Raw genomic sequence first — 25,166 nt, forward strand, 5'->3', positions numbered from 1 at the left:
CCGGGCAGCGTCGGTGATCACTTGGTGTCGAGCTTCAGCAGGTCGACGTGGCCGCGGGCGTCGACGAAGACGTCCTTGACCTTGGTCGAGTAGCCGTAGACGTTCTGACCGAAGAACAGCGGCGCGACCGGGACGTCCTTGGCGAGCAGCGCCTCGGCCTCCTGGTACTTGCGGATCGCACCGTCGGCCGTCGCCTCCTGGTTACCAGCGGCCACCAGGGCGTTGAACGCCTTGTTGTCGTAGCCGTAGTAGTTGGAGGAGCCGCCCGTGCCGTACAGCGGGTCGAGGTAGTTCTCCATCGAGGCGTAGTCCATGGACCAGCCCATCCGGAACGCGCCGATGTCCTGCTTGGCCTTGGCCTTGGTGCGCAGGTCGGCGAACTTCGGCTCGCCGGCGCCGACGCACTTGATGCCCAGGTTCTTGATGAGCTGGTTGCAGACCGCGTCGACCCATTCCTTGTGGTCGCCGTCGACGTTGTACGTGATCGTCACGGTGCCGCCCGGGAAGCCGCCCGCGCCGTCCAGCAGGGCCTTCGCCTTGGTCGGGTCGAACTTGACCGCGTCGCCACCCGCACCCGGCTTGTAGCCCGGGACGACCGGCGAGACGAACGAGTCGGCGGCCTTGCGCGAACCCTTGAAGATCGTCTTCACGATCTCCTCGCGGTCGATCGCCATCGAGATCGCCTTGCGGACGTCGGCGTTGGCGAACTTCGGGTTGTAGACCGGCAGAGCCATGAACGTGAAGCTCGAGCTCGGGCTGGTCTTGTACCGGTCCCCGAGGTCAGCGGTCGCGCTGCTCAGCGAGGAGGTCGGGATCGTGGTCATGATGTCGTTCGTGTTGGCGAGCAGCTCGGAGTACTGAGCGGTCGCCTGCTGGTAGATCTTGAACGCGATGCCCTTGACCTTGGGCTTGGTGCCCTTGTAGCCGTCGTACGCCTCGACCTCGACCTTCTGGTCGTGGGTCCAGGTGCCCTTCATCTTGAAGGGGCCGTTGCCGATCGGGGCCTCGTTGTACGCCTTGACGTCGGTGAAGGCGGCCTTCGGCATCGGGTAGAACGCGGTGTACCCGACGACCGACAGCCAGTCCGCGAACGGGGCGTCGAGCTCGACGGTGAAGTTGAGGTCGTCGACCTTCTTCAGCCCGGCGAGGGTCTTCGTGGTCGGGATGGCCTTGGTGTCGGCCGGGTTCAGGTCGGCGTAGCCCTTGATCTTGGCGAAGAAGTTGTTGCTCTCCTGGCCGTTCGGGCCGTACGCGCCGTAGTTCCACGCGTCGATGAAGCTGTCGGACGTCAACTTCTCGCCGTTGTGGAAGGTGTAGCCGTCCTTGATCTTGATCGACCAGGTCTTGCTGTCCTTGGTCTCGATCTTCTCGGCGACGTCCAGCTCGGCCTTGTTCGTGGTGGGGTTGATGTCCACCAGACCGACGAACAGCGCCTCCAGGACCTGGCTGCCCGAGGTGTCGTTCGTGTTGGTGGGCGTCAGGAACTTGGGCTCAGCGATGCCGATGCTGACCGTCCCGCCGCTCTTGCCGGACTCCGAGCCGCTGTTGCCACACGCCGTCAGCGCGATGGCAGCTGCGACGGGAACGGCAACCAGTGCGGCAATCTTGCGTACCTGCATTGATCCTCCTCGTTTCCATCACGCTGTGCCACCGTTGCCGCGTATGGACCGATGGACAGCCAAGCAAACGTAAAGTCCACTCCACTGCACCGGCAAACCAGAACGATTACGGGACCGTAACGATGATCAGCTCAACTATTTGCAGAACCTCCGTCGAGATGGTAATGGATTTCCGGCGCATTCATGGCATGTATGTACCGGATTGCGTGGTTTAACGCTATACCCCATGCTGTGGCAGAGGTCGCAAGATTGAGGATTATCTATCATAGGTAACTCATGGATAAGCGGATAAGAAGGGATACCGGGGAGTTAAGGTCCACTCTCGACTACGCAGAGTGATGAATGCCATGACATCGAAACCGGCCGTGGGCCCGGCGGTCAGCGCGACCGCCGGACCCCATGGACAGCCCTACTTGGTCTCGATCTTCAGCAGATCGACCCTGGTGAACGGGTTGACCTCCACGTTGGTGACCTTGGTGGAGTAGCCGAAGACGTTCTGGCCGTAGAACAGCGGGGCGACCGGGATGTCCCGGGCGAGCATGTCCTCCGCCGCCTGGTACTTCTTGATCGCGCCGTCCGCCGTCGGCTCCCGGTTGCCCGCCGCCACGGTGTCGTCGAACTCCTTGTTCGCGTAGCCGTAGTAGTTCGAGGAACCGGTCGTGGAGTACAGCGGCGTCAGGTAGTTCTCCATCGACGGGTAGTCCATCGCCCAGCCCAGCCGGAACGCCCCGATGTCCTGCTTCGCCTGCGCCTTGGTCCGCAGGTCCGCGAACTTCGGCTCACCCGCGCCGACGCACTGGATGCCCAGGTTCTTGATGATCTGGTTGCACACCGCGTCGACCCACTCCTTGTGGTCCCCGTCGACGTTGTAGGTGATCGTCAGCGTCCCGCCCGGGAAGCCGCCCGCCTTGGTCAGCAGCTCCTTGGCCTTCACCGGCTCGAACTTGCAGCCCTCGCCGCACGCGTCGGCCCGGTAGCCGGGCACCACCGGGGACACGAAGGCGTGCGCCGGGGTGCGCGAGTCCTTGAAGACGACCTTGGTGATCTCCTCGCGGTCGATCGCCATCGAGATCGCCCTACGGACGTCCACGTTCGTGAACTTCGCGTTGTACAGCGGCAGCGCGATGAAGGTGAACGACGAACTCGGGCTCGTCTTGTACCGGTCCCCCAGGTCGGCCTTCGCGCTGGACAGCACCGAGGTCGGCAGGGAGGTCATCACGTCGACCGTGTTGGCGAGCAGCTCGGAGTACTGCGCCGTGGGCTGCTGGTACACCTTGAAGTTGACGCCCTTGATCTTGGGCTTGGTGCCCTTGTACCCGTCGAACGCCTCGACCTCGATCTTCTGGTCGTGGACCCACGTCCCCTTCATCTTGAAGGGCCCCTGGCCGATCGGCGCCTCCTTGTACGTGTCCATGCTGGTGAAGGCCACCTTCGGCATGGGCACGAACGCGCTGTAGCCGAGCACCGAACGGAAGTCCGCGTACGGCTCCGTCAGCGTGACCGTGAACTCCGTGTCGCTGACCTTCTTCAGGCCGGACAGTTCCTTGGTCGGAGGGGTGGCGTTCTTGTCGGCGGGGTTGAGGGCCGCGTACCCGTCGATCGAGGCGAAGAACGTGTTGTTCTGCTGCGCGTTGGGGGCGTAGGCGCCGTAGTTCCACGCCGCGATGTAGTCGTCGGCGGTGACCTTGTCGCCGTTGTGGAACGTCCAGCCCTCCTTCAGCTTGACGGTCCACACCTTGCTGTCGGGGGTGCTGATCTTCTCGGCGGCGTCCTCGACGGCCTTGTTGCTCGCGTCGAACTTGACCAGGGGGGTGAACAGCGCGTCGACCACCTGGCCGCCGGCCGTGTCGTTCGTGTTCGTCGGGACGATGAACCTCGGCTCACCGATCCCGATGCTGACCGTCCCGCCACTGCTGCCGGAGTCCCCGCCGCCACAGGCCGCGAGGGCCACGCTGGCGATGACGGGAACGACAACCAGGGCGGCGACTCTGCGGACCCGCATGTTGCCTCGCTTCGTGATCGTGAAATTGGCGTCTACAGGTTAGGCGCAAACCATCACCTACCTGGGTAGAACACCAATTTTCGTCACGTGCGGGGGCGTGGAAGAATCAGCCCTGTGACCGCGACAATTCTGGACGGCAAGGCCACCGCCACCGCTATCAAGGAAGAGCTCCGCCAGCGGGTGGCGAAGCTCGCCGAACGGGGCGTCGTCCCCGGGCTCGGCACGATCCTGGTCGGTGACGACCCCGGCTCGCACGCGTACGTGGCCGGCAAGCACCGCGACTGCGCCGAGGTCGGCGTCGCGTCCATCGCCCGCCAACTGCCGGCGGACGCCACCCACGAGCAGGTCGCGGCCGTCGTCGCCGAACTCAACGCCGACCCGACCTGCCACGGCTACATCGTGCAGCTCCCCCTGCCGGCGCAGATCGACACCCAGCGGATCCTCGAGGCCATCGACCCCGACAAGGACGCCGACGGGCTGCACCCGGTCAACCTCGGCCGACTGGTACTCGGGTTCGACGGCCCCCTGCCCTGCACCCCGCGCGGCATCGTCGAGCTGCTCCGCCGCTACGACGTGCCGTTGAAGGGCGCCGAGGTCGTCGTCATCGGCCGGGGCAACACCGTCGGCCGGCCGCTCGGGCTCCTGCTCACCCGCAAGAGCGAGAACGCGACCGTCACCCTGTGCCACACCGGCACCCAGGACCTGGCCGCGCACACCGCGAAGGCCGACATCGTGATCGTCGCCGCCGGCAACCCCGGGCTGCTCACCGCCGACATGGTCCGGCCCGGGGCCGTGGTCGTGGACGTCGGCATCACCCGGGTCGTCGGGGCCGACGGCAAGGGCCGGTACACCGGGGACGTGGCACCCGAGGTGTCGGAGGTGGCCTCGTTCGTGGCCCCGATGCCCGGCGGGGTCGGGCCGATGACCCGGGCGCTGCTGGTCACGAACGTGGTGGAGCGCGCCGAACGCGGCTGACCAGTGTGAAAGGGCCCGCTACGGCGGGCCCTTTTCGCTATCCCAGCACCTCGTCCTTGTAGCACCAGCGCCAGGTCTCGCCCAGCTCCGCCGACCGCATCACCGGATGCCCCTCGCGCTCGTAGTGCCCCGTCGCGTGCCGGTACGGCGAGGAGTCGCAGCACGCGACGTGACCGCACTCCAGGCACTGGCGCAGATGCACCCAGTCGGTGTTGCCCACCGCCACGCACTCCTCACAGAAGTCCACCGCGAGCGGCGGCGGCTCGCCCAGGGCGGCCAGGTGCGGGCAGTTATTCATCGTGTCTCCGTTCGAGAAGGGACTCTTCGAGGTCCATGTCGCGCTGGGCGGCGCGGAGGACCGCCTCGGGCACCCGGCCCTGGTCCCGGGCGATCCGGAACACGTCGCGCTCGGCGTCGAGCATCTGGCGACGCAGCCGCGAGTACGCCTGGCTGGGGGTCTCGCCGTCCGAGTTGCCCAGCCGCTCCCAGGCCACGTTCGTCCGGTAGTCCACCACCCCGCGCAGCCGCTCGATGACGTGCACCGGGGCGGACTCCGCCAGCGCGTACAGCCGGTCGAGGGCCGCCTTGCCCGCCTCGTGCTGCACCCCGGCCTCGGCCAGGGCGTCGGCGCGCGGATCGTCCCGGGGCAGCTTCAGCCGCCTGGCCAGCGCGGGCAGGGTCAACCCCTGGAGCAGCAGCGTCACCACGATGACCGCGAACGCCAACCAGGTCAGCAGGGGGCTGTTGTCCACCCCGTCGGCGGACATCAGCGCGGGCAGGCTCAGCGCGGCCGCCAGGGTCACGACGCCGCGCATGCCGGCCCAGGACAGCACCGCCATCACGGCGACGCTGGGCCGGGGGCTGCGGTGCCGTACCCGGGGCAGCATCCGGCTGAGGTAGGTGCCGACGTACACCCAGACGAACCGGCCGAGGATCACGACCAGGACCACTCCGGCGGTGGCCTCGACCACGACCTCGATCGGGGTGTTGAGGTTCTCGATGATCAGGCGCAGCTGGAGCCCGACCAGCAGGAAGACCGCGCCCTCCAGCAGGAACCGGACCATCCGCCAGAACGCCTCCATCTGCAACCGGGAGGCCGCCGACATCAGCGTCGGCCAGCGGTGCCCCACCACCAGGCCGCACACCACGACCGCCACGACCCCGGAGGCGTGGATCTCCTCGGCGGGGATGAAGACCAGGAACGGCGTGAGCAGCGACAGCGAGTTGTCCAGCAGGGCGTTGGTGATCCGCCGGTGCAGGAAGCTGATCAGGACCGCCCCGACGAACCCCACCGCGAGGCCGCCCACCACCGCGATCGTGGCCGTGCGGGTGATGTCCCACCCCGACAGCGCCTGCCCGGTGGCCGCCGCGACCGCGACCCGGAGCGTGACCAGCGCCGTCGCGTCGTTGACCAGGCTCTCGCCCTCCAGGATCGTCACCGTCTGCCGGGGCAGGCCGATCCGGCTGGCCAGCGACGTCGCCGCCACCGCGTCGGGCGGGGCGACGATGGCCCCCAACGCGAACGCCGCCGCGAGGGGCACGTCCGGCACGATCCAGTGCAGGGTGAGCCCCACCGCGGCGGCGATGAACAGCGCGTGCCCGACCGCGAGCATCAGGATCGGGCGCAGGTTACGGAGGAAGTCCGGCACCGAGGTCTCGACGGCCGCCACGTACAGCAGGGGCGGCAGGATGCCGACCAGCACCATCTCCGGGGCGAGCTTGATGTCCAGCACGCCCGGCACGAACGAGATGACGATGCCGACCACGAGCAGCATGATCGGCGAGAGCACCCCGAGCCGGCGGGCCAGGGCGGTGGTCGCGACGACGGTCGCGACCAGCCCGACGATCAGGAGCAGCTCTTCCACATGATCGAGGTTAGTGGAAGAAGTGCCGGGTCCCCGTGAGATAGAGCGTGATCCCAGCCGCCTCGGCCGCCTCGATCACCGCCGGGTCGTTCCGCGAGCCGCCCGGCTGCACGACGGCGGTGATCCCCGCGTCGAGCAGGACCTGGAGGCCGTCCGGGAACGGGAAGAACGCGTCCGAGGCGGCGGCGGACCCGGCGGCCCGGTCACCGGCCCGGGTGACGGCCAGCTTCGCCGAGTCGACCCGGTTGACCTGGCCCATGCCCACACCCACGGTCGCGCCGCCCTTGGCGAGCAGGATCGCGTTGGACTTCACGGCCCGGATCGCCCGCCAGGCGAACTCCAGGTCCTCGAGGGTGGCGGCGTCGGCTGGGGCCCCGGTCGCCAGGGTCCAGTTGGCCGGGCTGTCGCCCTCGGCGTCGATCCGGTCCGCGGTCTGCAGCAGGACCCCGCCGGAGATCGGCCGGGACTCGACCGGTGCGGCCGGGGCGTCGCCGATCACCAGGATCCGGCACATCTTGCGGGCCTTGAGGATCTCCACGGCCGCGTCCTCGTACGCCGGGGCCACGATGACCTCGGTGAACACCTCCGCGACCTGTCGGGCCATCGCCTCGGTGACCGGGCGGTTCACCGCGATCACGCCGCCGAACGCGCTCTGCTCGTCACACGCGTTCGCGAGGGCGTGCGCCGTGGCCACGTCGTCGGCGACCGCGATGCCGCACGGGTTCTGGTGCTTGATGATCGCCACGCACGGACGGTCGTGGTCGTTCGCGGCCCGCCAGGCGGCGTCGGCGTCCAGGTAGTTGTTGTAGGACATCTCCTTGCCGGCGAGCTGCTCGGCGTTCGCGAGACCGCCCCGGCCGTGGCTGTAGAGCGCGGCCTGCTGGTGCGGGTTCTCGCCGTAGCGGAGCACCGCCGAGCGGTCCCAGGTCCCGCCGATCCAGGCCGGGAACGCGGTGTCGGCCGGCGGGGCGACGACGCTGCCCATCCAGGACGCGACGGCCACGTCGTAGGAGGCGGTGTGCCGGAACGCCTCGACGGCGAGCTGCTGGCGCTCGGCCAGCGTGAGGCCGCCCTCGGCGACGGCCGCGACGAGCTGCGGGTAGAACGCCGGGGAGGTCACCACGGCCACGTTCGCGTGGTTCTTCGCCGAGCTGCGGACCATGGCCGGGCCGCCGATGTCGATCTGCTCGATGCACTCGTCGACGGACGCGCCCGACGCGACGGTGGCCGCGAACGGGTACAGGTTGCTGACCAGCAGGTCGAACGGCTCGATCTTGAGGTCCTCAAGCTGCTGGACGTGCGTCTCCAGCCGGCGGTCGGCGAGCAGGCCCGCGTGCACCTTCGGGTGCAGGGTCTTCACCCGGCCGTCGAGGCACTCGGGGAAACCGGTCAGCTCCTCGACCCGGGTCACCGCGACCCCGGCGGCCTCGATGGTGTTGGCCGTCGAACCCGTCGACACGATCTCGACGCCCGCCGCGCCCAGCGCCTGCGCCAGCTCGGTGAGGCCGGTCTTGTCGTAGACGGAGATGAGTGCCCGTCGAATCGGCTGCCTCACGGGATGTACACCTTTCTGCCTGAGATCGTCCAGCCCTCGCGGACCAGCCTGCCTACGTACTCAACGAGCTGCGCCCGTTCGGCGACCTTGATCCGCTCGGTGAGGGTCTCCACGGTGTCGTCGAGCTCGACGGGTACGGCGACCTGGGCGATGATCTGCCCGGTGTCGACGCCGGAGTCGACGAAGAACAGAGTCGCGCCCGCCAACCGGACGCCGTACTCCAGCGCGTCGCGCGGGCCGTGGATGCCCGGGAAGGACGGCAGCAGCGCGTTGTGCGTGTTGATGTAGCGGTCGCCGAACCGGGCGAGGAACTCCTTGCCGACCAGCTTGAGGAAGCCGACGGAGACGACGAGGTCGGGCTCGTACCCGGCGACGTGCGCGGTCAGCGCCGCGTCCCAGTCCTCACGGGTCGGATGGTCCTTCACGACCTCGACGAAGGTGGGGATGCCCGCGGCGGCGGCGATCTCCAGGCCCTTGGCCCCGGGGCGGTCGGCCCCGACGGCGACGATCCGCGCGCCGTACGCCGGATCCGCGCACGCTTCGATCATGGCGGCCAGGTTGCTTCCGGTGCCGGACAGCAGGAGGACGAGACGGGCGGCCACAGCAGGACTCCTCGCAGGTGACACGTCGGTTCGCCTCAACCCTAGTCGGGTTGCCGACCGTGGCTGGACCCAGGGCCGGATCGGGATGTACCGGTTGGCGGCGTGCGGGTACGCTGCGCACGTCGCAACCCCTGTCATCAGCACGAGGAGTCCAACCCGATGGGTTACCCCAACCAGGACCCGAACCAGCCGCCGTACGGGCAGCAGCCGCAGCAGCCCCCGTACGGCCAGCAGCCGCAGTACGGTCAGCAGCCCGACCCGTACGCCGCGCAGCAGCCGCAGTACGGCCAGCCGTACGGCCAGCCCGCCTACGGCCAGCCCGCCCCCACCGGCGAGATCCAGAACTACATGGTGTGGTCGATCCTGACCATCTTCCTGTTCTGGCCGCTGGCGATCCCGGCGATCATCAACGCGTCGAAGGTCAACGGGCTCCTGGCCGCCGGCGACTACGCCGGTGCGCAGGAGGCTTCCGCCGGCGCGAAGAAGTGGGCCAAGATCGCGACGATCGTCGGCGGTAGCCTCTACGCCCTCTACGCGATCTGCTGCATCGGCAGCCTGATCATCAACGCCGGCAGCGCGAGCAGCGGCTACTAGGACGGACACCCGGACCCGACCTCGACAGAGGTCGGGTCCGTCCGTTTCTCCCCGATTTACACTCCTAAATGATTCATCGGTGCATACGATCAGCTCATGACGATGCCACCGCCGCCACCTCCGGGCGGGCCCGACTACCCGGAGACGCCCCGACCGCCGGACGATGTGCCGCAGATCGTCCCGCCGCCGACCGTGCCACCGCCCCTGGGCGCCGACCCTCCGAGCAGCCCGCCCCCACCGCCGTACGGCAGCGCGCCGCCGACTCCGCCGCCCGGCCACGAGCCCGGCCCGTACGGCACCCCGCCCAGCGGGCCCGGCACCTACGGGTCGCCGCCGACCAGCTCCCCGCCGTTCGAGACCGGCCCCGGGACGTACGGCGCGCCGCCGCCGAGCTCCGCGCCGCCCGGCACCTACGGCTCGCCGCAGCCGGGGACCTACGGTTCCCCGCAGCCGACCACCTACGGCTCCAGCCCGAGCGGGATGCCCCCGCCGTCCCACGACGACGTGCCGATTCCCCCGCCGCCCGGCGGGGTGCCCCAGGGCTACCAGTACCCGCCGGCCGGCAACCCCGGCGCGGGCATGCCGCCCACGATGCCGCCGTACGGTGCGGCCCCGATGGAGCAGCCCAAACCCAAGGGCAACATCTACGGCATCCTGGCGCTGAGCTTCGGCATCGCCGGCGTCGTCCTGTCCTGGTGCTGCGGGCTCGGCATCCTCGCGGGCATCCCGGCCGTCGTCATGGGCGTCCTCGGGATGCGCAAGGCCCAGTCCGGGGAGGCCAACAACCGCACGCTCTCGCTGATCGGCCTGATCCTCGGCGCGGTGGCCATCCTGATCGGGATCGGGGTGTGCGCGCTCACCGACTGGGGCTCCATCAACGACCGGATCAGCGACATGGACAACGGCTACTGAGCGGACCAGGGTGACGCCCGCGTCGGCACACGGCCGACCGGGCGTCCCGCGCGTCCGGCCCGGCGGGTCGGGCGGCACCACCTCCGCCGCTACCGACGCCGCAGGGTCCTCAGCAACCGGTACCCCACGGCGCCCAACGGCGCCCCGATCGCGACCGCCAACCCCCCGAACAACCCGAACTGCCACCAGCTCGGCCCGATCTCCGTCAACCGCTCCGCCCCCAACGACCCGCTGGCGGCCAGCGCGAGCAGCGCGCAGATCACCGCCGCCGGAATCCCGGCGAGCATCGCGGCCTTCGCCAGTCGAGGGGTACGCAGCTCCGACCGCCGCGCCAGCAGCGCCCCCGCCAGCGCCGTGGCCAGCAGCGGGATCAGGATCGCGAGCCCGCCGAGCCAGCTCACCGGCCGGTCGGGCAGCCCCGAGAGGATCGGGAAACCGGGCAGCGCGCCGAGCTCGACGCTCAGCGGGCTCACCACGGTGTCCACCCCGAACGCGAACCCGGGGCCGACCAGGTAGCTCATGGCCCAGATCGCGACCGTCGGCGTGTACACCAGGCAGAGGACGGTGAGCCCGGCCTGGCCGGCGACCCCGGTGGAGTAGGACCGGAACATGCCGCCCGCCGCGCCCCCGGTGACGGCCGTGGCCACCCCGGCGGCCGCCGCGCCCGCTCCGAAGAGGAGCAGCACCCCGACGACGGCGGTGCGCAGCGCGTGCTGGGACTGGCGTGGCACCCGCCGCCACACCCCGCCGAACAGCCCGGACTCGGCGAGCGCACCGCCGCCGGCCGTGACCGCGGCGAGCAGGCCCGTGGTGAGCGCGGCGCGCAACGGGGAGACGGTGAGGCCGTCGGTACTGGCGACGGCGGCGGCGAGGCCGCCGATCATCGCGTACACCGCGGCGACGGCGCCGATCACCGGGGCGAGCAGCTTGGCCACCTCGCGCGGGTCGGTCGGCGCGTCCGTGATCGAGGCGCCGAGCCCGATGCCCCGGGCGGTGTGCGCGCCGGCCCGGACGAGGCGGTGCAGGATGAGGGCGGTGAGGGCCAGCGGGGCGAGGCTGATGGTGATGTCGCCGGCCTGGAGGGGCACCCCGTGGCCGAGTAGCCAGGCGACGGCGCTGAACCGGACCGTCGCGGTCACGGACGCGGCGCTGCTGCCGTCGAGGAGCCAGCCGGCGGCGACGAGGACGATCACGGGCGCGAAGGAGATCAGCGCCGCCCAGCCGCTGGTCACGACGGCGGCGGTGAGCACGGAGACCGGCTTCTGCCGCTTCCGGGCCGGCGTCGTCGGGGCACCCGTGCGGACCAGCACCGTGTCGCGCTGCGCGGCGGTATAGGTCTCCTCGTCCATCGCTGTCCACTCTAGGCGAACATCCGCGCACCTTGACGGGCCAGGGACGACGCGGCGCACCCCTCGTACCCGGAAAAGAGCCCTCCCCCGCGCCAGGAGTGCCGACACGACGCTCCCCGGGCACGAAAAGGCCCGCCCCACCGCTCGACGCGGTGGCGCGGGCCTCGTCATTTCTTACAGAGCCTGCACAACCTCGCGCATCAGCCGCGCGGTCTCGGACGGCGTCTTGCCGACCTTCACGCCCACGGCCTCGAGCGCCAGCTTCTTCGCGTCGGCGGTCCCGGACGAGCCGGAGATGATCGCGCCCGCGTGGCCCATGGTCTTGCCCTCGGGGGCGGTGAAGCCCGCGATGTAGGCGACGACCGGCTTGGTCACGTGCTCCTTGATGTACGCGGCGGCACGCTCCTCGGCGTCGCCACCGATCTCGCCGATCATCACGATCGCCTCGGTCGCCGGGTCCTCCTGGAAGGCGGCGAGCGCGTCGATGTGCGTGGTGCCGATGATCGGGTCGCCGCCGATGCCGACGGCCGTGGTGAAGCCGATGTCGGACAGCTCGTACATCATCTGGTAGGTCAGCGTGCCCGACTTCGACACGAGACCGATCCGGCCGGAGCCGGAGATGCTCGCCGGGATGATGCCCGCGTTGGACGCGCCCGGGGAGGCGATGCCGGGGCAGTTCGGCCCGATGATCCGGGTCTTGTTGCCCGTGGCGACGGCGTGCGCCCAGAACGCGGCGGTGTCGTGCACCGGCACGCCCTCGGTGATCACGACGGCCAGCTCGATGCCCGCGTCGATCGCCTCGAGGACGGCGCTCTTGGTGTGCGCCGGCGGGACGAAGATGACCGTGGTGTCGGCCCCGGTCTGTCCCATGGCCTCGGCCACGGACGCGAACACCGGCAGCGAGACGCCGTCGACGTCGACCGTGGTGCCGGCCTTGCGCGGGTTCACGCCACCGACGATCTTGGTACCGGCGGCCAGCATCTTCCGGGTGTGCTTCATACCCTCGGAGCCGGTCATGCCCTGCACGATGACCTTGGAGTCCTCAGTCAGCCAGATAGCCATGTGTCAGACCCCCGCAGCCGCGAGCTCGGCGGCCTTGCGGGCCGCTCCGTCCATCGTGTCTACGCGCTGGACCAGCGCGTGGTTCGCCTCGTCGAGGATGCGGCGACCCTCTTCGGCGTTGTTGCCGTCCAGCCGGACGACGAGCGGCTTGGTGACGTCCTCGCCGCGCTCGTGCAGCAGCGCGAGGGCGGAGACGATGCCGTTGGCGACCGCGTCGCACGCGGTGATGCCGCCGAACACGTTGACGAAGATGCTCTTCACATCGGGGTCCGACATGACGATCTCCAGCGAGTCGGCCATGACCTCGGCCGAGGCGCCGCCACCGATGTCGAGGAAGTTGGCCGGCTTGACGCCACCGAACTCCTCACCGGCGTACGACACGACGTCCAGCGTCGACATGACCAGGCCCGCGCCGTTGCCGATGATGCCGACCTGGCCGTCGAGCTTGACGTAGTTGAGGCCCTTGGCCTTCGCCGCCTGCTCGAGCGGGTCGACGGCGTCCTTGTCCTCGTACGCCTCGTGCCCGGCCTGCCGGAAGTCGGCGTTGCCGTCGAAGGTGACCTTCGCGTCCAGCAGGAGGACCCGGCCGTCGCTGAGCTTGGCGAGCGGGTTCACCTCCACCAGGGTCGCGTCCTCGGCCACGAACGCCGCCCACAGCTTCACGGCGATGTCGGCGATCTGGTCGGCGACCTCGGCGGGGAACTGGGCCTGCGCCACGATCTCCTTGGCCTTCGCGAGGTCCACGCCCTTGCTGGCGTCGATGGCGACCTTGGCGACCTTCTCGGGTGCCGAGTGCGCCACCTCCTCGATCTCCATGCCGCCGGCGACGCTGGCGATGCAGAGGAAGGTGCGGTTGGCCCGGTCGAGCAGGTACGAGAAGTAGTACTCCTCGACGATGTCGGCCGTGGTCGTGACCATGACCTTCTCGACCGTGTGGCCCTTGATGTCCATGCCGAGGATCGCCCGGGCGTGGGTCTCGGCCTCTGCGGCGTCGTCGGCCAGCTTGATGCCGCCCGCCTTGCCTCGGCCGCCCACCTTGACCTGGGCTTTCACTACGACCCGGACGCCGAGCTTCTCGGCGATCTCGCGGGCTTCTTCAGGGGTGGTGGCTACGTCGCCGCTCAAGACCGGCAACGAGTGCCGCTCGAACAGCTCGCGCCCCTGGTACTCGTACAGGTCCACGTTTGCGCGTCCCGTTCCGTCGTCCTGACGCGCCCGCCGGATTGACGGGCCTAACGCCGCAGACTAGCCGTCCACGCGCACGCGGGTGAACACGCGGGTACGCGTTGTGCGCTAATCCACAGCCGGCCGTTCCCTCCCGAAGCGGGCGGGGCGGGCCTCCCCACAAAATACTGCGAAAACTCCCCGGTGAGGGCGTTACCCCCGGCTCGGGGCCTCGTTGAACTGGATGTCAGACCCGGGGGACGAAACACCAGGAAACGGACTCCACTGGGGACGACGAAAAACGGCCGATGCCTCGTCGGTCGAGGGGTGGCGGCGGGGCGTTGTGCACGAGGGACCAGACATGTGAGGGGTGTGTCTGGTCCCTCACCTTTTGTGGGTGGGGCCCGCTGAGCGCGACGATGCGCGCGTTGTCGGCACGCCCGAATACAACACCGGTATTCGGCCGCACCTCCGCCTTCGCCTCCCCGCGCTCAGCGGGCCAAGGCGTCAGATCAAGATCTAAGATCCTTTGATGGTTACGCCGCGCGCCTCGCTCGGCGCGCATCGGCACTTCTGTCGTTCTGTGGTGTCGGGGCCCACCGGTCGGTGAGGCCGACCCTCAGGCCGTGGTCGAGGCGAACCGCTCGCGGACCCAGTCGACGATCGACGTCGTGGTCGCGCCCGGGGTGAAGATCTTCGCGACGCCGAGCCGCTCGAGCTCCGGCAGGTCGTCGTCCGGCACGATGCCGCCGCCGAAGACGACGATGTCGTCCGCGCCGCGCTCGCGGAGCAGTTCGAGGACCTTCGCGAAGAGGGTCATGTGCGCGCCGGAGAGGACGGACAGCCCGACGACGTCGGCGTCCTCCTGTATGGCGGTCTCGACGATCTGCTCGGGGGTCTGGTGCAGGCCGGTGTAGATGACCTCCATGCCGGCGTCGCGCAGGGCGCGGGCCACCACCTTCGCACCGCGGTCGTGACCGTCGAGGCCAGGCTTGGCGACGACCACCCGAATCCGTGCACTCATCGAGACTCCCTTGTCACGCGTCCTGCCGCTGACGGTACCGCAGCGGTTCGGGGGTGACCCACACCGCATCCACAGTGAGCAGGGTCACTCGAATCTCACTTTCCGTAACGAGACTCACCTGATTTTTCATCCGGACGGTCAGCAAGCGCGAGCGAAAGGTCACGAAACCATGATCACGCTTGGCAGTCATCGATGTCAGGGGACAGCCTTAGCGACGGCCAACTCGCTAGCTACGGAGGTTGTCGCGTGCGACATACCAAGGACGCTGAAGAACAGTTCGAACCTGACGAACATGCACTTCAGCAGGATGCAGCAAGATCCAGCAAGGTCATTCGGCACCGGGTCTCGCTGACCGGCGCCCTGCGCAACCGCTACGTCGGAGCCTCTCTCGCGATCGCCGCCGTGACCCTCGCGGCCGTCGCCTCCCTCGTTTCCGTCAACAGCGACAAGCCCGCGACCGCCTCGACGGCCGTAACTGAGAGTGACCGCAACCTCTCTGCCCGGGCCGACCGCGCACAGCGCCAGGACCCCGCCCCCGCGCCGTCCACCGCCGCGGCGACCACCCCCTCGCCCGAGGCGACCCCCTCCCCGGCGGCCCCGCCGCCGCCTCCCCCGCCGCCGCCGAAGCCCGCCTGGGTCTCGCCCGTCGCGGACTACACCTTCACCAGCGAGTTCGGCGAGCGCTGGGGCGCCCTGCACGCCGGCGTCGACCTGGCCAACGGCGAGGGCACCCAGATCCGGGCCGCAGCAGCCGGCACCGTCGAGCTGGCCGCCACCTACGACTACGGCGGCTACGGCTTCGCCGTGATCATCAACCACGGCGGCGGCGTCCGCACCCTCTACGGCCACAACTCCGCCGTCCAGGTGCACGAGGGCCAGCGCGTCGAGGCGGGCCAGAACATCGCCCTGATGGGCAACACGGGCAACTCGATGGGCTCGCACTGCCACTTCGAGGTGCACGTGGGCGGCGACAGCGCGAACAACGGCAACGCCGTGGACCCGCAGGCGTTCATGGCCGCGCGCGGCGTCAAGCTGAACTGAGCGCGTAGCGTCAAGCTGAACTGAGCGCGCGCCGGTCGCATGTGTGCCACCGGCGGTCCGCACGACAGCCAGCTGCTCCGCGACGATGCCGGGCCGGCCTCCGTGAACACTCCGGAGACCGACCCGGCATCGTGCTGTCCGGGGCTCGCGGCCGCGTACCCGTCGAGCTGATCCGCTCTCGGGGTCAGGCTGTGGGTCGGGGTGTGCGGACGCCCTTGATCAGCAGCCAGAGCACCATCGAGATCTCCGCGACCGCGGCCGGCGCGACGAGGAACGGGCTCACGATGTCCCCCACGTCCGGGACCAGGAACCGCGCGAGCAGGTCCACGAGATACCCGACGCCGCCGACGTAGAGCAGGTAGGCCAGCGCCCGGGGCAGCATGCCGGACCTGTGCACCAGGTACCCCAGCGGCAGCAGCCACATGCCGAAGAAGATCTGCGCGACGAGGAAGCCGTACTGGTGCAGGTCGAGCAGCAGGAGCACCAGCGCGTCGGCCCCCGGCCTGCCCAGAGCGTCCGCGTAGGAGCTGTCGGTGGCGACGAGCAGCGCCCCGAACTGGTGCAGCATGTTGGCGCACATCAGGGCGACGGCGACCGCCACGAAGAGGACCATGGCGCGGGCCGCGTTGTGGTGCACGTGCTTGAGCAGCACATACAGCGCCATGGCCAGGAACAGGAAGAACGTGGCCTGCACCAGGTCCGCCACGAAGCCGTACCGGACCAGCCCGGCGTGCTCGGCGACGTTGCGCGCGGTGGTGGCGGCGTCGCCCGGGACGTGGACCTCCGCGCGGCCGTAGAAGGCGAAGCCGGCGAAGACGCCGACGATCAGATAGAACAGTCCGGCGAGCCTGGCGAGGCGCTGGGGACGCATGGCCTCTCCCCTCTCATGTAAAGCAAACTTGACATGGTGAAGGTAAAACAAACCCAACACCATGTCAAGAAAACTTAACCTCAGAGGGGTACGGGTCCCCCACCCCGACCATCGGGAGTCGTCGTCGGGGCTCGGCGGAGTCGTGCTGGTGGCGCTAGCCCGGGCCGCGCGTCCGGGCGCGGAGCAGCAGGTGCAGGGCGAGAAGTGCCAGCACGCCAACCGGGTACCAGGCGAGGTCCACCCAGTCGAACCGGGCATCCAGCACCAGCCGGGCCACCAGGCTGCGTTCCGAGAGGGCCGCCGGAACGGGCGTCAGCTGGGACAGCTCCACCAGCCAGCAGAACCCGACCGCGACGGCGCCGGCCGGCAGCGGCCGACCCATGTCCGATCGATCCGCCCCTGGTCAGGTCCGTCCGCTCCGGCCCGGCCGACCGCCCCTGCCACCGGTCAGAGCTTGGAGACCGGGGCGTGGCGGAGCATCAGCCACAGGGTCTGGTCGCCGAAGTCGATCTGCGCCCGGGCCTTGGCCCCGACCCCCTCGACCGCCAGCACCCGACCGAGCCCGTACTTGTCGTGGTTCACCCGGTCGCCCGGCTCCAGGTTCGGCACCTTCGCCAGTTCACTGGCGGAGCGGAGCATGCCCGAGTCGAGGCCGAGCCGGGCCGCGATGCCCCGCGCGCCGGTCGCCCCGGATCCGCCGCCGCGGCTCACGGTGACGCCCGCGCCGATCCCGATGCCGGTGGTGCCCGTGCCGTACTCCCAGCGCAGCAGTTCCGGCGGCAGCTCCTCCAGGAACCGCGACGCCGGGTTGTACTGCGGCTGCCCCCACGCGCTCCGGGTCACCGCCCGCGACAGGTACAGCCGCTGCCGGGCCCGGGTGATGCCGACGTACGCGAGCCGGCGCTCCTCCTCCAGCTCCTTGGGTTCGCCGAGCGCCCGCATGTGCGGGAACACGCCGTCCTCCAGGCCGGTGAGGAACACGACGGGGAACTCGAGCCCCTTGGCGGTGTGCAGGGTCATCAGCGTGACCACGCCCGCGTCGTCGGTGTCGGACGGGATCTGGTCGGCGTCGGCGACGAGCGCGACCTGCTCCAAAAACCCGGCGAGCGTCGCCCCGGCCCCGCCGACACCGGGCGCGACGGCGGCGGCGCCGCGCGCCCCGGAACCCGTGCCGCCCCCGGCCGGAGAGCCAGCCGGGAGCACGTCGGAGGCCCCGGCCGGAAGCCCGCCCGAGGGGGCCGCGGATGACCCGGGCGCCCCGGCCAGCGACCCGACCCCGTCCCCGGACCCCGCCGCGACGTCCCCGTCCAACCCCTCCAGGGCCTCGACCCGCTCCGTGTACTCCCGGGCCACGCTCACGAGCTCCTGCAGGTTCTCCACCCGCCCGGCGTCCTGGTGGTCCTCGCTGTTCTCCAGCTCCTCCAGGTACCCGGTGCGGGACAGCACCGCCTCCAGCACCTCCTCGGGGGGAGCCACCTCGGCGAGCGCCCGCAGCTCGTCCATCAGGTCGACGAAGCCGGCGATGGCGTTGGCGGACCGGGCGGCGATGCCCGGGGCCTCGGCGGCGCGGTGCAGGGCCGCGCCGAAGGAGATCCGGTCCCGGAAGGACAGTGCCTCGACGCACGCCTCGGCCCGGTCCCCGATGCCGCGCTTGGGGGTGTTCAGGATCCGCCGGACGCTGACCAGGTCGTCGGGGTTGGCGATGGCCCGCAGGTACGCGAGGGCGTCGCGGACCTCCTTGCGCTCGTAGAAGCGCACCCCGCCGACGACCTTGTACGGCAGGCCGACCCGGATGAACACCTCCTCGAACACCCGGGACTGCGCGTTGGTCCGGTAGAACAGCGCGATGTCGGCCGGGCGGACCTCCTTGGTGTCCACGAGCCGGTCGATCTCGCGGGAGACCCAGCTGGCCTCGTCGTGCTCGGTGTCGGCGACGAACCCGACGATCTGCTCGCCGTCGCCCGCGTCGCTCCACAGCCGCTTGGGCCGGCGGTCGGAGTTGCGGGAGATGACGGCGTTCGCGGCGGTGAGGATGGTCTGGGTGGAGCGGTAGTTCTGCTCCAGCAGGATCGTCTTGGCCTGCGGGTAGTCCCGCTCGAACTCGAGGATGTTGCGGATCGTGGCGCCCCGGAAGGCGTAGATGGACTGGTCGGCGTCACCGACGACGCACAGCTCCCCGGTGTCGCCGACGAGCTCACGGATCAGCGTGTACTGCGCGATGTTGGTGTCCTGGTACTCGTCCACCAGCACGTGCCGGAACCGCCGCCGGTAGTGCCCGGCCACGTCGGGGAACGCCTGGAGCAGGTGCACCGTCGTCATGATGATGTCGTCGAAGTCCAGCGCGTGCGCCTCGCGGAGCCGGCGCTGGTACAGCGCGTACACCTCGGCGAGGGTGCGCTGCGCCGGGCCCTCGGCCTTGGTGGAGAAGTCCTCGGGGTCGACCAGCTCGTTCTTCAGGTTGCTGATCTGGGCGGCCAGGCCCCGGGCCGGGTAGCGCTTCGGGTCGAGGTCCAGCTCGCGGGCGACGAGGGTCACCAGGCGGCGGGAGTCGTCCGCGTCGTAGATCGAGAAGGTGGACTTCAGGCCGGCGAGGGCGTGCTCGGCGCGCAGGATCCGCACGCAGGCCGAGTGGAACGTCGACACCCACATCATCCGCGCCCGGCCGCCGACCAGGTGCGCGACCCGCTCCTTGAGCTCCCCGGCCGCCTTGTTCGTGAAGGTGATGGCCAGGATCTCGCCGGGCTGCACCCCCCGGTGGGCCAGCAGGTAGGCGATCCGGTGGGTGAGGACCCGGGTCTTGCCGGATCCGGCCCCGGCCACGATCAGCAGCGGCGTGCCCGCGTGCTCCACCGCCGCGCGTTGCTGGTCGTTGAGTCCGTCGAGCAGGGGCGAGGTGTCAAACAGCGTGTCCATCGCGTCAAAGTCTAGGCCGCACCCCCGACAAATCCCGCTGAGCCTCACTCGACGGCTTCGAGCCCCTGCCGGTACACGTCGATGGCTTCCATCTCCCGGCCGGCCGCGCGGAGCAGATCCCCCAGCTCACGGGCGACGGTGCACGTCTCCAGCCCCACGGACACCCCCAGCGCCGCCCGGAGTTCGCGCTCGGCGGCCTCCAGCTCACCGGCGTCCCGGGCGATCAACCCCTTGATCCGGTACGCCACGGCCGGCTCGGCCTCCGCCGCCACCGCCAACGCGTCCCCGGTCCGCCCGACCCGCCAGAGCATCTCCGCGAGGTCCCCGGCGACGGCGGCGCCGAGCAGGTCCCGGGCGTGGGTGAGTTCGGCGACGGCGGCGGCGTGTTCCCCGGACCGGGCGAGCAGCCGGCCGCGCGCCCACTGGCCGACGGCGGCGGAGTGCCGTTGTTCGCGGCGGCGGCAGGCGGCCCGGGCCCGTTCGGCGGCGGCCTCGGCGTCGGCCCACCGGCCCTGGTCGCGCAGGGTGCGGGCGGTGCGCAGGTACCGCTCGACGACGGCGGCGGCCTCGGCGGTCGGCCCGACGAGGGCACCGGCGGCGTCGGCCTGTTCGACGGCGCGCTCGGTGAGGCCGAGGTCGGTGTAGGTGTGCACGAGGGCGTAGCGGAGTTCGGCCTCGGCGTCGGGGTCGGGCAGGCCGTCGGCGTGCAGCTGGGCGAGGGCGTTCTCCAGGAGGTACGCGGCCTCCGCCGGCCGGACCGCCCGCGCCCGCGCGGTGAGCAGCGGCACCCGCACGGTGATCGGCTCGGCGGCGAGCAGCTCGTCGGCCCCGTCGAGTTCGCCCATGCCGGTGAGCGCGAGGGCCTCGATCCGGGTCAGTCCGTGCTCGGCGGCCCGGGTCCGGATCCGGCCGTACGCGCCGGGCTTGCCGGCCAGGTCGGCCTCGGCGAGGGAGATGAGCAGGTCGACGGGCAGCTCGGTGGGGCGCCCGGTGCTCAGTTCGGCGGGTGAGACGCCCAGCCGGGACGCGAAGTACGCCAGCGCGTCGGTGGACGGGGTACGCCGCTCGGCCTCGACCGTGGAGATGTACGCGGCGGTGTACCTGTCGCCCGCGAGCTCCTTCTGCGTGAGCCCTTTTTGTGTACGAAGTCGGTATAACCGAGCGCCCAGGGACTCCCGACTGCTCACTGCACCCGCCATAACACACACCGTAACCCATCCGGTTTGATCACGGCCAAGGTGTTACAGGCCCCTTTACTCGAGTTACGCACACTGTTATACATGCGTTCGTGACAGCAGTCACATTCCCCTCAGTGAATGGGAGGCACCGGGTGAAACGGTCTCTAGCCGCGGCGGGAGCGGTAGCGCTCTTCGCCGGCATGGCGGTCGGGGTGGCCAGCATGGCCAGCGCGACCCCACAGATACCCACCCAGTCGCAGGCCGTGGCCCAGGCCAACTCGGTCCTGTCGGGCAACCGTGCCGCGATCCGGGGCACGGCGAACGACCAGTACAAGGTCTTCAGCTCGCGCGTCGACGCCGCGACCGGCGCCACGCACGTGCGCTACACCCGCCAGTACAACGGGCTGCGGGTCTACGGCGGCGACTTCGTCGTGCACAACGCGCCCGGCGGCGCCCTGTCCAGCGTGAGCAACGCGCTGAACTCACCGCTGGCGATCAGCACCACCCCCGGCATCACCGCCGACGCGGCCAAGTCGTCCGCCGAGCGCACCTTCGTGGGAACTGTCGCCCGCGTCGGCACGCCCGAGCTGATGGTCGACGCCGCCGACGGTAACGGCGTTCTCGCCTTCGAAACTGTCGTCGAAGGAATGAACGGCCAGACCCCGAGCAAGCTGCACGTCATCACCGACGCCCGCACGGGTGCGGTGCGCGGCTCGTTCGACGAGATCGAGTCGATCAACGGCACCGGCAACAGCCTGTACTCGGGCACGGTCACCGTCGACACGACGCAGTCGGGCAGCACGTACACGATGATCGACCCGTCGCACGGCAACGGCAACACGTGCGACATGAACAACGGCACGTCGACGTGTACCAACTTCACCGACGCGGACAACACCTGGGGCACCGGCACCAACGCCAACCGCCAGTCCGCCGCCGTGGACGCGCACTTCGGTGCCGCGATGACGTTCGACTACTTCAAGAACACCCACGGCCGCAACGGCATCTTCGGCAACGGCGCGGGCGTGCCGAGCCGGGTGCACTACGGCAGCAACTACGTGAACGCCTTCTGGGACGGTTCCCAGATGACCTACGGCGACGGCAACAACAAGCCGCTGGTCTCCCTCGACGTGGCCGGCCACGAGATGAGCCACGGCGTCACCGAGTCCGTGGTCTCCGGCGGCCTGACCTACTCCGGCGAGTCCGGTGGCCTGAACGAGGCGACCTCCGACATCTTCGGCAACATGGTCGAGTTCTACGCGAACACCTCCTCGGACCCGGGTGACTACCAGGTCGGCGAGAAGATCGACATCAACGGCAACGGCACGCCGCTGCGGTACATGTACAACCCGACCCTGGACGGTTCGTCGCACGGCTGCTGGTCGACCAGCACCAAGAACATCGACGTGCACTACTCGTCCGGTGTCGCGAACCACTTCTACTTCAACCTCGCCGAGGGCACCGGCTCCACCGCGTACGGCACCTCGCCGGTCTGCGGTTCGGCCCCCGCCGTCGTCGGTATCGGCCGCGCCAAGGCCGAGAAGATCTGGTGGAAGGCGCTCGACGCGTACTTCACGTCGAACACCTCCTACGTGAACACGGCCAACCCGGCCAACACGTCCCGTGCCTACACCCTCAAGGCCGCCACGGACCTGTACGGCAACTGCTCGGCCGAGTACCGCGCCGTCCAGGCCGCCTGGACCGCGGTGAACGTGGCCGGCAACGACGCGCCGTGCGGTGGCACCCCCACCGTCGGCCCGACGTCCTCGCCGACCGCCTCCCCGACCGGCTCGCCGACCACCTGCGCCGCCGTCACCAACGGCGCCGACGTGGCGATCCCGGACGCCGGCGCGGCCGTGACCAGCACCATCACCATCACCGGGTGCGCCCGGAACGCCTCGGCCACCACCAAGGTCGCCGTGGTCATCCCGCACACCTACCGCGGTGACGTCCGGATCGACCTGGTCGGACCGAACGGCGCCTCGTACCGCCTGAAGACCGAGAACATCAACGACAGCGCGGCGAACGTCAACACGACGTACACCGTCAACGTCTCGGCCCAGCAGGCGAACGGCACCTGGACCCTCAAGGTGCAGGACCTGTACTCGTACGACACCGGCAACATCGACAGCTGGACCCTGACGGTCTAGGTACGCCCAGCATCGGGGCCGGTCACCCTCGGGTGGCCGGCCCTCCCCTCATCCTGGGAAAGGCACGGACAGCATGAACCGCAAGCTTCCCCTCGCGGCGGCCGCAGCCGCCATCCTGGCCATCGGAGTCGCCCTGGCGGGTCCGACGGCCAACGCCGCCCCGTCCACCGCGCTCGCGGCACTGCCGAACGGCGCCCCCGACATCGCGGTCGCCGACGTGAAGGCGCAGCTCACCAACCTGCAGACCATCGCGAACAACAACAGCGGCAACCGGTACACCGGCCGCACCGGCTACCGGGCCTCCGTCGACCACGTCAAGTCCGAGATGACCGCCCTGGGCCTCACCGTCAAGGAGCAGTCGTTCTCCACCTCGGCCGGCACCAGCTACAACGTGACCGCCGAACTGGTCGGCACCGACACGTCCAAGGTGATCATGCTCGGCGGCCACCTGGACAGCGTCTCGTCCGGCCCCGGCATCAACGACAACGGCACCGGTAGCGCCTCGCTGCTCGCGGTCGCCAAGGCGTTCAAGAACGCCCGGCCCACCCCGGGGGTCACCGTCAGGTTCGCCTGGTGGGGTGCCGAGGAGCTGGGGCTGCTCGGCTCGAAGGCCTACGTGAACTCGCTGTCGAGCGCCGAGCGGACCCGGATCAAGGCGTACCTGAACTTCGACATGACCGGTTCGCCGAACCCCGGGTACTTCGTCTACAACGACGACACCAACGGGACCGCCCTGCGCGACCTCCTCGTGCGGGGCTTCACGTCGCTCAACGTGCAGACCGAGTACATCGACGTGGACGGCCGCAGCGACCACGGCTCCTTCTACAACGTGGGCATCCCGACCGGCGGCACGTTCTCCGGGGCCGAGGGCACCAAGACCTCCGCCCAGGCGACCAAGTGGGGCGGCACGGCCAACGCGGCCTACGACCCCTGCTACCACCGGTCCTGCGACACGATCAGCAACATCAACGACACGTCGCTCGACCGGCACGCCGACGTCATCTCCTACGCCCTGTGGGACCTGACCGGCACGACGTCCACCCCGTCGCCGACCCCGACCGTCCAGCCGACCGGCGGCAGCTGCGCACCGGTGACGAACGGGACGGACGTCGCGATCCCGGACAAGGGCGCGGCCGTGACCAGCAAGATCACGATCTCCGGCTGCAACCGCAACGCGTCGGCCAGCACGAAGGTCGCCGTCGTCATCCCGCACACCTACCGCGGTGACGTCCGGATCGACCTGGTCACCCCGAACGGCACCTCGTACCGCCTGAAGACCGAGAGCAACGACAGCGCGGCCAACATCAACACGACGTACACGGTCAACGTCTCCTCCCACGCCGCCAACGGCGTCTGGACCCTCAAGGTCCAGGACATGTACTCCGCCGACACCGGCAAGATCGACAGTTGGACACTGACTGTCTAGTCACACGGCACGCGGTGGCCCCGATCATTTTCGATCGGGGCCACTTCCATCTCCCGGTTCCTGTGGCATACTCGGACCCATGCAGCACTGTGCGCGATTTTTTTACTACGGCACCGGGGTCCCGGCAGCCGTAGGTCTCGCGTAACTGACCTACGAACGCCTCGGGCTCACAGCTCGGGGCGTTTTCTCGTTTCCGGGCAAAGGCCAGAACCTTTTCACCCCAGGAGAAACGACATGAGCGCCGCAGCGATCGCCCCCAGCAACACCACCGGAGCCACCGGCGAGTCCGCCGACCGCATCTCCGAGCTCCGCACCAGGATCAACAGTATCGACGAACAACTCATCAGGCTCTGGCGTGAACGCGCGAGCCTGTCCCAGGAGGTCGGCACCGTGCGGGTCGCGGCCGGGGGCACCAGGCTGATGCTGGCCCGCGAGCGGGAGATCCTGGAGCAGTTCAAGGCGGAGCTCGGCGAGGACGGCACCCAGTTGGCGCTGCTCATCCTCCGCGCAGGCCGGGGCAGGCTCTAGTTCTACCCCACCCCTTTTCCGGGTACGGGCTCCCCCGCCCCGATCCCCGCCAGTCGGCACCCGCGCGCATGTCCGCGCAGGGTGCCGCTGTCGTCTCGGGGCACGCGGCGCCTCGGGACACGCGCGCCATCTCGGGGTGCGCGCCGTCTCGGAGCACGCGGCGTGCCCGGTGGCCGGGCCCACTCGCCCCGACCGCCGCCCGCTCTTCCGACGAGCCAGCCCGGCCGGCTGTGCCGTGACCCCGCCGGCTAGACCTTGACGCCGCCGAAGCCTCCCGGGGCAGCAGCACCCGTTGGAGCAGCTTGCCCAGCTCCTCCTGCGGGATGCGCGGGCTCG

22 protein-coding genes are annotated in these 25,166 nt (G+C 69.9%); 7 read left to right on the forward strand and 15 right to left on the reverse strand.

Going from position 1 to position 25,166, the window contains the following annotated elements:
- Positions 1 to 17 precede the first annotated feature (17 nt).
- Both PT931_RS23335 and PT931_RS23340 read right to left on the reverse strand, forming a co-directional pair.
- Positions 18 to 1,619: a peptide ABC transporter substrate-binding protein gene (locus PT931_RS23335; RefSeq protein WP_456247876.1), complete on the reverse strand. Its 1,602-nt coding sequence runs from the start codon at positions 1,617 to 1,619 to the stop codon at positions 18 to 20.
- Between the two features lie 409 nt (positions 1,620 to 2,028).
- On the reverse strand, positions 2,029 to 3,621 hold the full coding sequence (locus PT931_RS23340) for a peptide ABC transporter substrate-binding protein (RefSeq protein ID WP_456247877.1): 1,593 nt from the start codon (positions 3,619 to 3,621) through the stop codon (positions 2,029 to 2,031).
- Positions 3,622 to 3,735: 114 nt separating this feature from the next.
- Here PT931_RS23340 and PT931_RS23345 point away from each other — a divergent pair, with 114 nt between their 5' ends.
- Positions 3,736 to 4,596 (forward strand): bifunctional methylenetetrahydrofolate dehydrogenase/methenyltetrahydrofolate cyclohydrolase, encoded by an 861-nt coding sequence (locus PT931_RS23345; protein WP_456247878.1) that lies wholly within the window; start codon positions 3,736 to 3,738, stop codon positions 4,594 to 4,596.
- 37 nt (positions 4,597 to 4,633) lie between these two features.
- On the opposite strand, the gene PT931_RS23350 is transcribed toward PT931_RS23345, so the two are convergent.
- From PT931_RS23350 to purN, 4 genes are read right to left on the reverse strand one after another with little or no spacing between them, the layout of a single operon-like run.
- Positions 4,634 to 4,894, reverse strand: coding sequence for a UBP-type zinc finger domain-containing protein (locus PT931_RS23350; RefSeq protein ID WP_456247879.1), 261 nt, complete (start codon positions 4,892 to 4,894; stop codon positions 4,634 to 4,636).
- On the reverse strand, positions 4,887 to 6,461 hold the full coding sequence (locus PT931_RS23355; RefSeq protein ID WP_456247880.1) for a Na+/H+ antiporter: 1,575 nt from the start codon (positions 6,459 to 6,461) through the stop codon (positions 4,887 to 4,889). Before PT931_RS23355 ends, PT931_RS23350 begins: the two co-directional genes overlap by 8 nt.
- Before the next feature lie 10 nt (positions 6,462 to 6,471).
- Entirely contained in the window at positions 6,472 to 8,016 is a 1,545-nt protein-coding gene (purH, locus tag PT931_RS23360; RefSeq protein WP_456247881.1) for a bifunctional phosphoribosylaminoimidazolecarboxamide formyltransferase/IMP cyclohydrolase, read from the reverse strand.
- Positions 8,013 to 8,642, reverse strand: coding sequence for a phosphoribosylglycinamide formyltransferase (gene purN / locus PT931_RS23365; RefSeq protein WP_456247882.1), 630 nt, complete (start codon positions 8,640 to 8,642; stop codon positions 8,013 to 8,015). Before purN ends, purH begins: the two co-directional genes overlap by 4 nt.
- Positions 8,643 to 8,777: 135 nt before the next feature.
- On the opposite strand from purN, the gene PT931_RS23370 reads away from it, so the two are divergent.
- Entirely contained in the window at positions 8,778 to 9,212 is a 435-nt protein-coding gene (locus PT931_RS23370; RefSeq protein WP_456247883.1) for a CD225/dispanin family protein, read from the forward strand.
- Positions 9,213 to 9,308: 96 nt separating this feature from the next.
- Positions 9,309 to 10,124, forward strand: a complete 816-nt coding sequence (locus PT931_RS23375) for a DUF4190 domain-containing protein (RefSeq protein WP_456247884.1) — start codon at positions 9,309 to 9,311, stop codon at positions 10,122 to 10,124.
- Positions 10,125 to 10,213: 89 nt separating this feature from the next.
- On the opposite strand, the gene PT931_RS23380 is transcribed toward PT931_RS23375, so the two are convergent.
- From PT931_RS23380 to PT931_RS23400, 5 genes are all read right to left on the reverse strand, one after another.
- A complete protein-coding gene (locus tag PT931_RS23380; protein WP_456247885.1) occupies positions 10,214 to 11,473 on the reverse strand; it encodes a cell division protein PerM in 1,260 nt (419 codons plus the stop codon).
- A 174-nt stretch (positions 11,474 to 11,647) separates the two neighbouring features.
- Positions 11,648 to 12,535 (reverse strand): succinate--CoA ligase subunit alpha, encoded by an 888-nt coding sequence (gene sucD / locus PT931_RS23385; RefSeq protein WP_363729351.1) that lies wholly within the window; start codon positions 12,533 to 12,535, stop codon positions 11,648 to 11,650.
- Between the two features lie 3 nt (positions 12,536 to 12,538).
- Positions 12,539 to 13,717, reverse strand: a complete 1,179-nt coding sequence (gene sucC, locus PT931_RS23390) for an ADP-forming succinate--CoA ligase subunit beta (protein WP_456247886.1) — start codon at positions 13,715 to 13,717, stop codon at positions 12,539 to 12,541.
- A gap of 601 nt (positions 13,718 to 14,318) precedes the next feature.
- Positions 14,319 to 14,723 (reverse strand): cobalamin B12-binding domain-containing protein, encoded by a 405-nt coding sequence (locus tag PT931_RS23395; protein WP_456247887.1) that lies wholly within the window; start codon positions 14,721 to 14,723, stop codon positions 14,319 to 14,321.
- Between the two features lie 13 nt (positions 14,724 to 14,736).
- Positions 14,737 to 14,913: a hypothetical protein gene (locus tag PT931_RS23400; protein WP_456247888.1), complete on the reverse strand. Its 177-nt coding sequence runs from the start codon at positions 14,911 to 14,913 to the stop codon at positions 14,737 to 14,739.
- A gap of 56 nt (positions 14,914 to 14,969) precedes the next feature.
- On the opposite strand from PT931_RS23400, the gene PT931_RS23405 reads away from it, so the two are divergent.
- Positions 14,970 to 15,764 carry a M23 family metallopeptidase gene (locus PT931_RS23405; protein ID WP_456247889.1) on the forward strand — a complete coding sequence of 265 codons (795 nt, stop codon included), beginning with the start codon at positions 14,970 to 14,972 and terminating at the stop codon, positions 15,762 to 15,764.
- Positions 15,765 to 15,948: 184 nt separating this feature from the next.
- Here the strand turns inward: PT931_RS23405 and PT931_RS23410 are convergent, their stop codons facing one another.
- The 4 genes from PT931_RS23410 to PT931_RS23425 all read right to left on the reverse strand — a co-directional run bounded on the left by PT931_RS23410 (position 15,949) and on the right by PT931_RS23425 (position 20,747).
- Complete coding sequence (locus PT931_RS23410; protein WP_456247890.1) at positions 15,949 to 16,635, reverse strand: DUF4386 domain-containing protein; 687 nt, start codon at positions 16,633 to 16,635, stop codon at positions 15,949 to 15,951.
- A 154-nt stretch (positions 16,636 to 16,789) separates the two neighbouring features.
- The gene (locus tag PT931_RS23415; protein WP_456247891.1) at positions 16,790 to 17,017 is read right to left on the reverse strand and encodes a DUF2809 domain-containing protein; all 228 of its coding nucleotides are present in this window, start codon (positions 17,015 to 17,017) and stop codon (positions 16,790 to 16,792) included.
- A 65-nt stretch (positions 17,018 to 17,082) separates the two neighbouring features.
- Complete coding sequence (locus PT931_RS23420; protein WP_456247892.1) at positions 17,083 to 19,548, reverse strand: UvrD-helicase domain-containing protein; 2,466 nt, start codon at positions 19,546 to 19,548, stop codon at positions 17,083 to 17,085.
- A 44-nt stretch (positions 19,549 to 19,592) separates the two neighbouring features.
- Complete coding sequence (locus PT931_RS23425; protein ID WP_456247893.1) at positions 19,593 to 20,747, reverse strand: helix-turn-helix domain-containing protein; 1,155 nt, start codon at positions 20,745 to 20,747, stop codon at positions 19,593 to 19,595.
- Between the two features lie 131 nt (positions 20,748 to 20,878).
- Between PT931_RS23425 and PT931_RS23430 the strand changes: the two genes are divergently transcribed.
- The 3 genes from PT931_RS23430 (at position 20,879) to PT931_RS23440 (ending at position 24,830) form a co-directional block, all read left to right on the forward strand.
- Positions 20,879 to 22,876, forward strand: a complete 1,998-nt coding sequence (locus tag PT931_RS23430) for a M4 family metallopeptidase (protein ID WP_456247894.1) — start codon at positions 20,879 to 20,881, stop codon at positions 22,874 to 22,876.
- Between the two features lie 73 nt (positions 22,877 to 22,949).
- A complete protein-coding gene (locus tag PT931_RS23435; protein WP_456247895.1) occupies positions 22,950 to 24,302 on the forward strand; it encodes a M20/M25/M40 family metallo-hydrolase in 1,353 nt (450 codons plus the stop codon).
- Between the two features lie 234 nt (positions 24,303 to 24,536).
- Complete coding sequence (locus PT931_RS23440; protein WP_456247896.1) at positions 24,537 to 24,830, forward strand: chorismate mutase; 294 nt, start codon at positions 24,537 to 24,539, stop codon at positions 24,828 to 24,830.
- Positions 24,831 to 25,166: the final 336 nt, after the last annotated feature.

It is taken from the genome of Longispora urticae, from assembly GCF_053902585.1.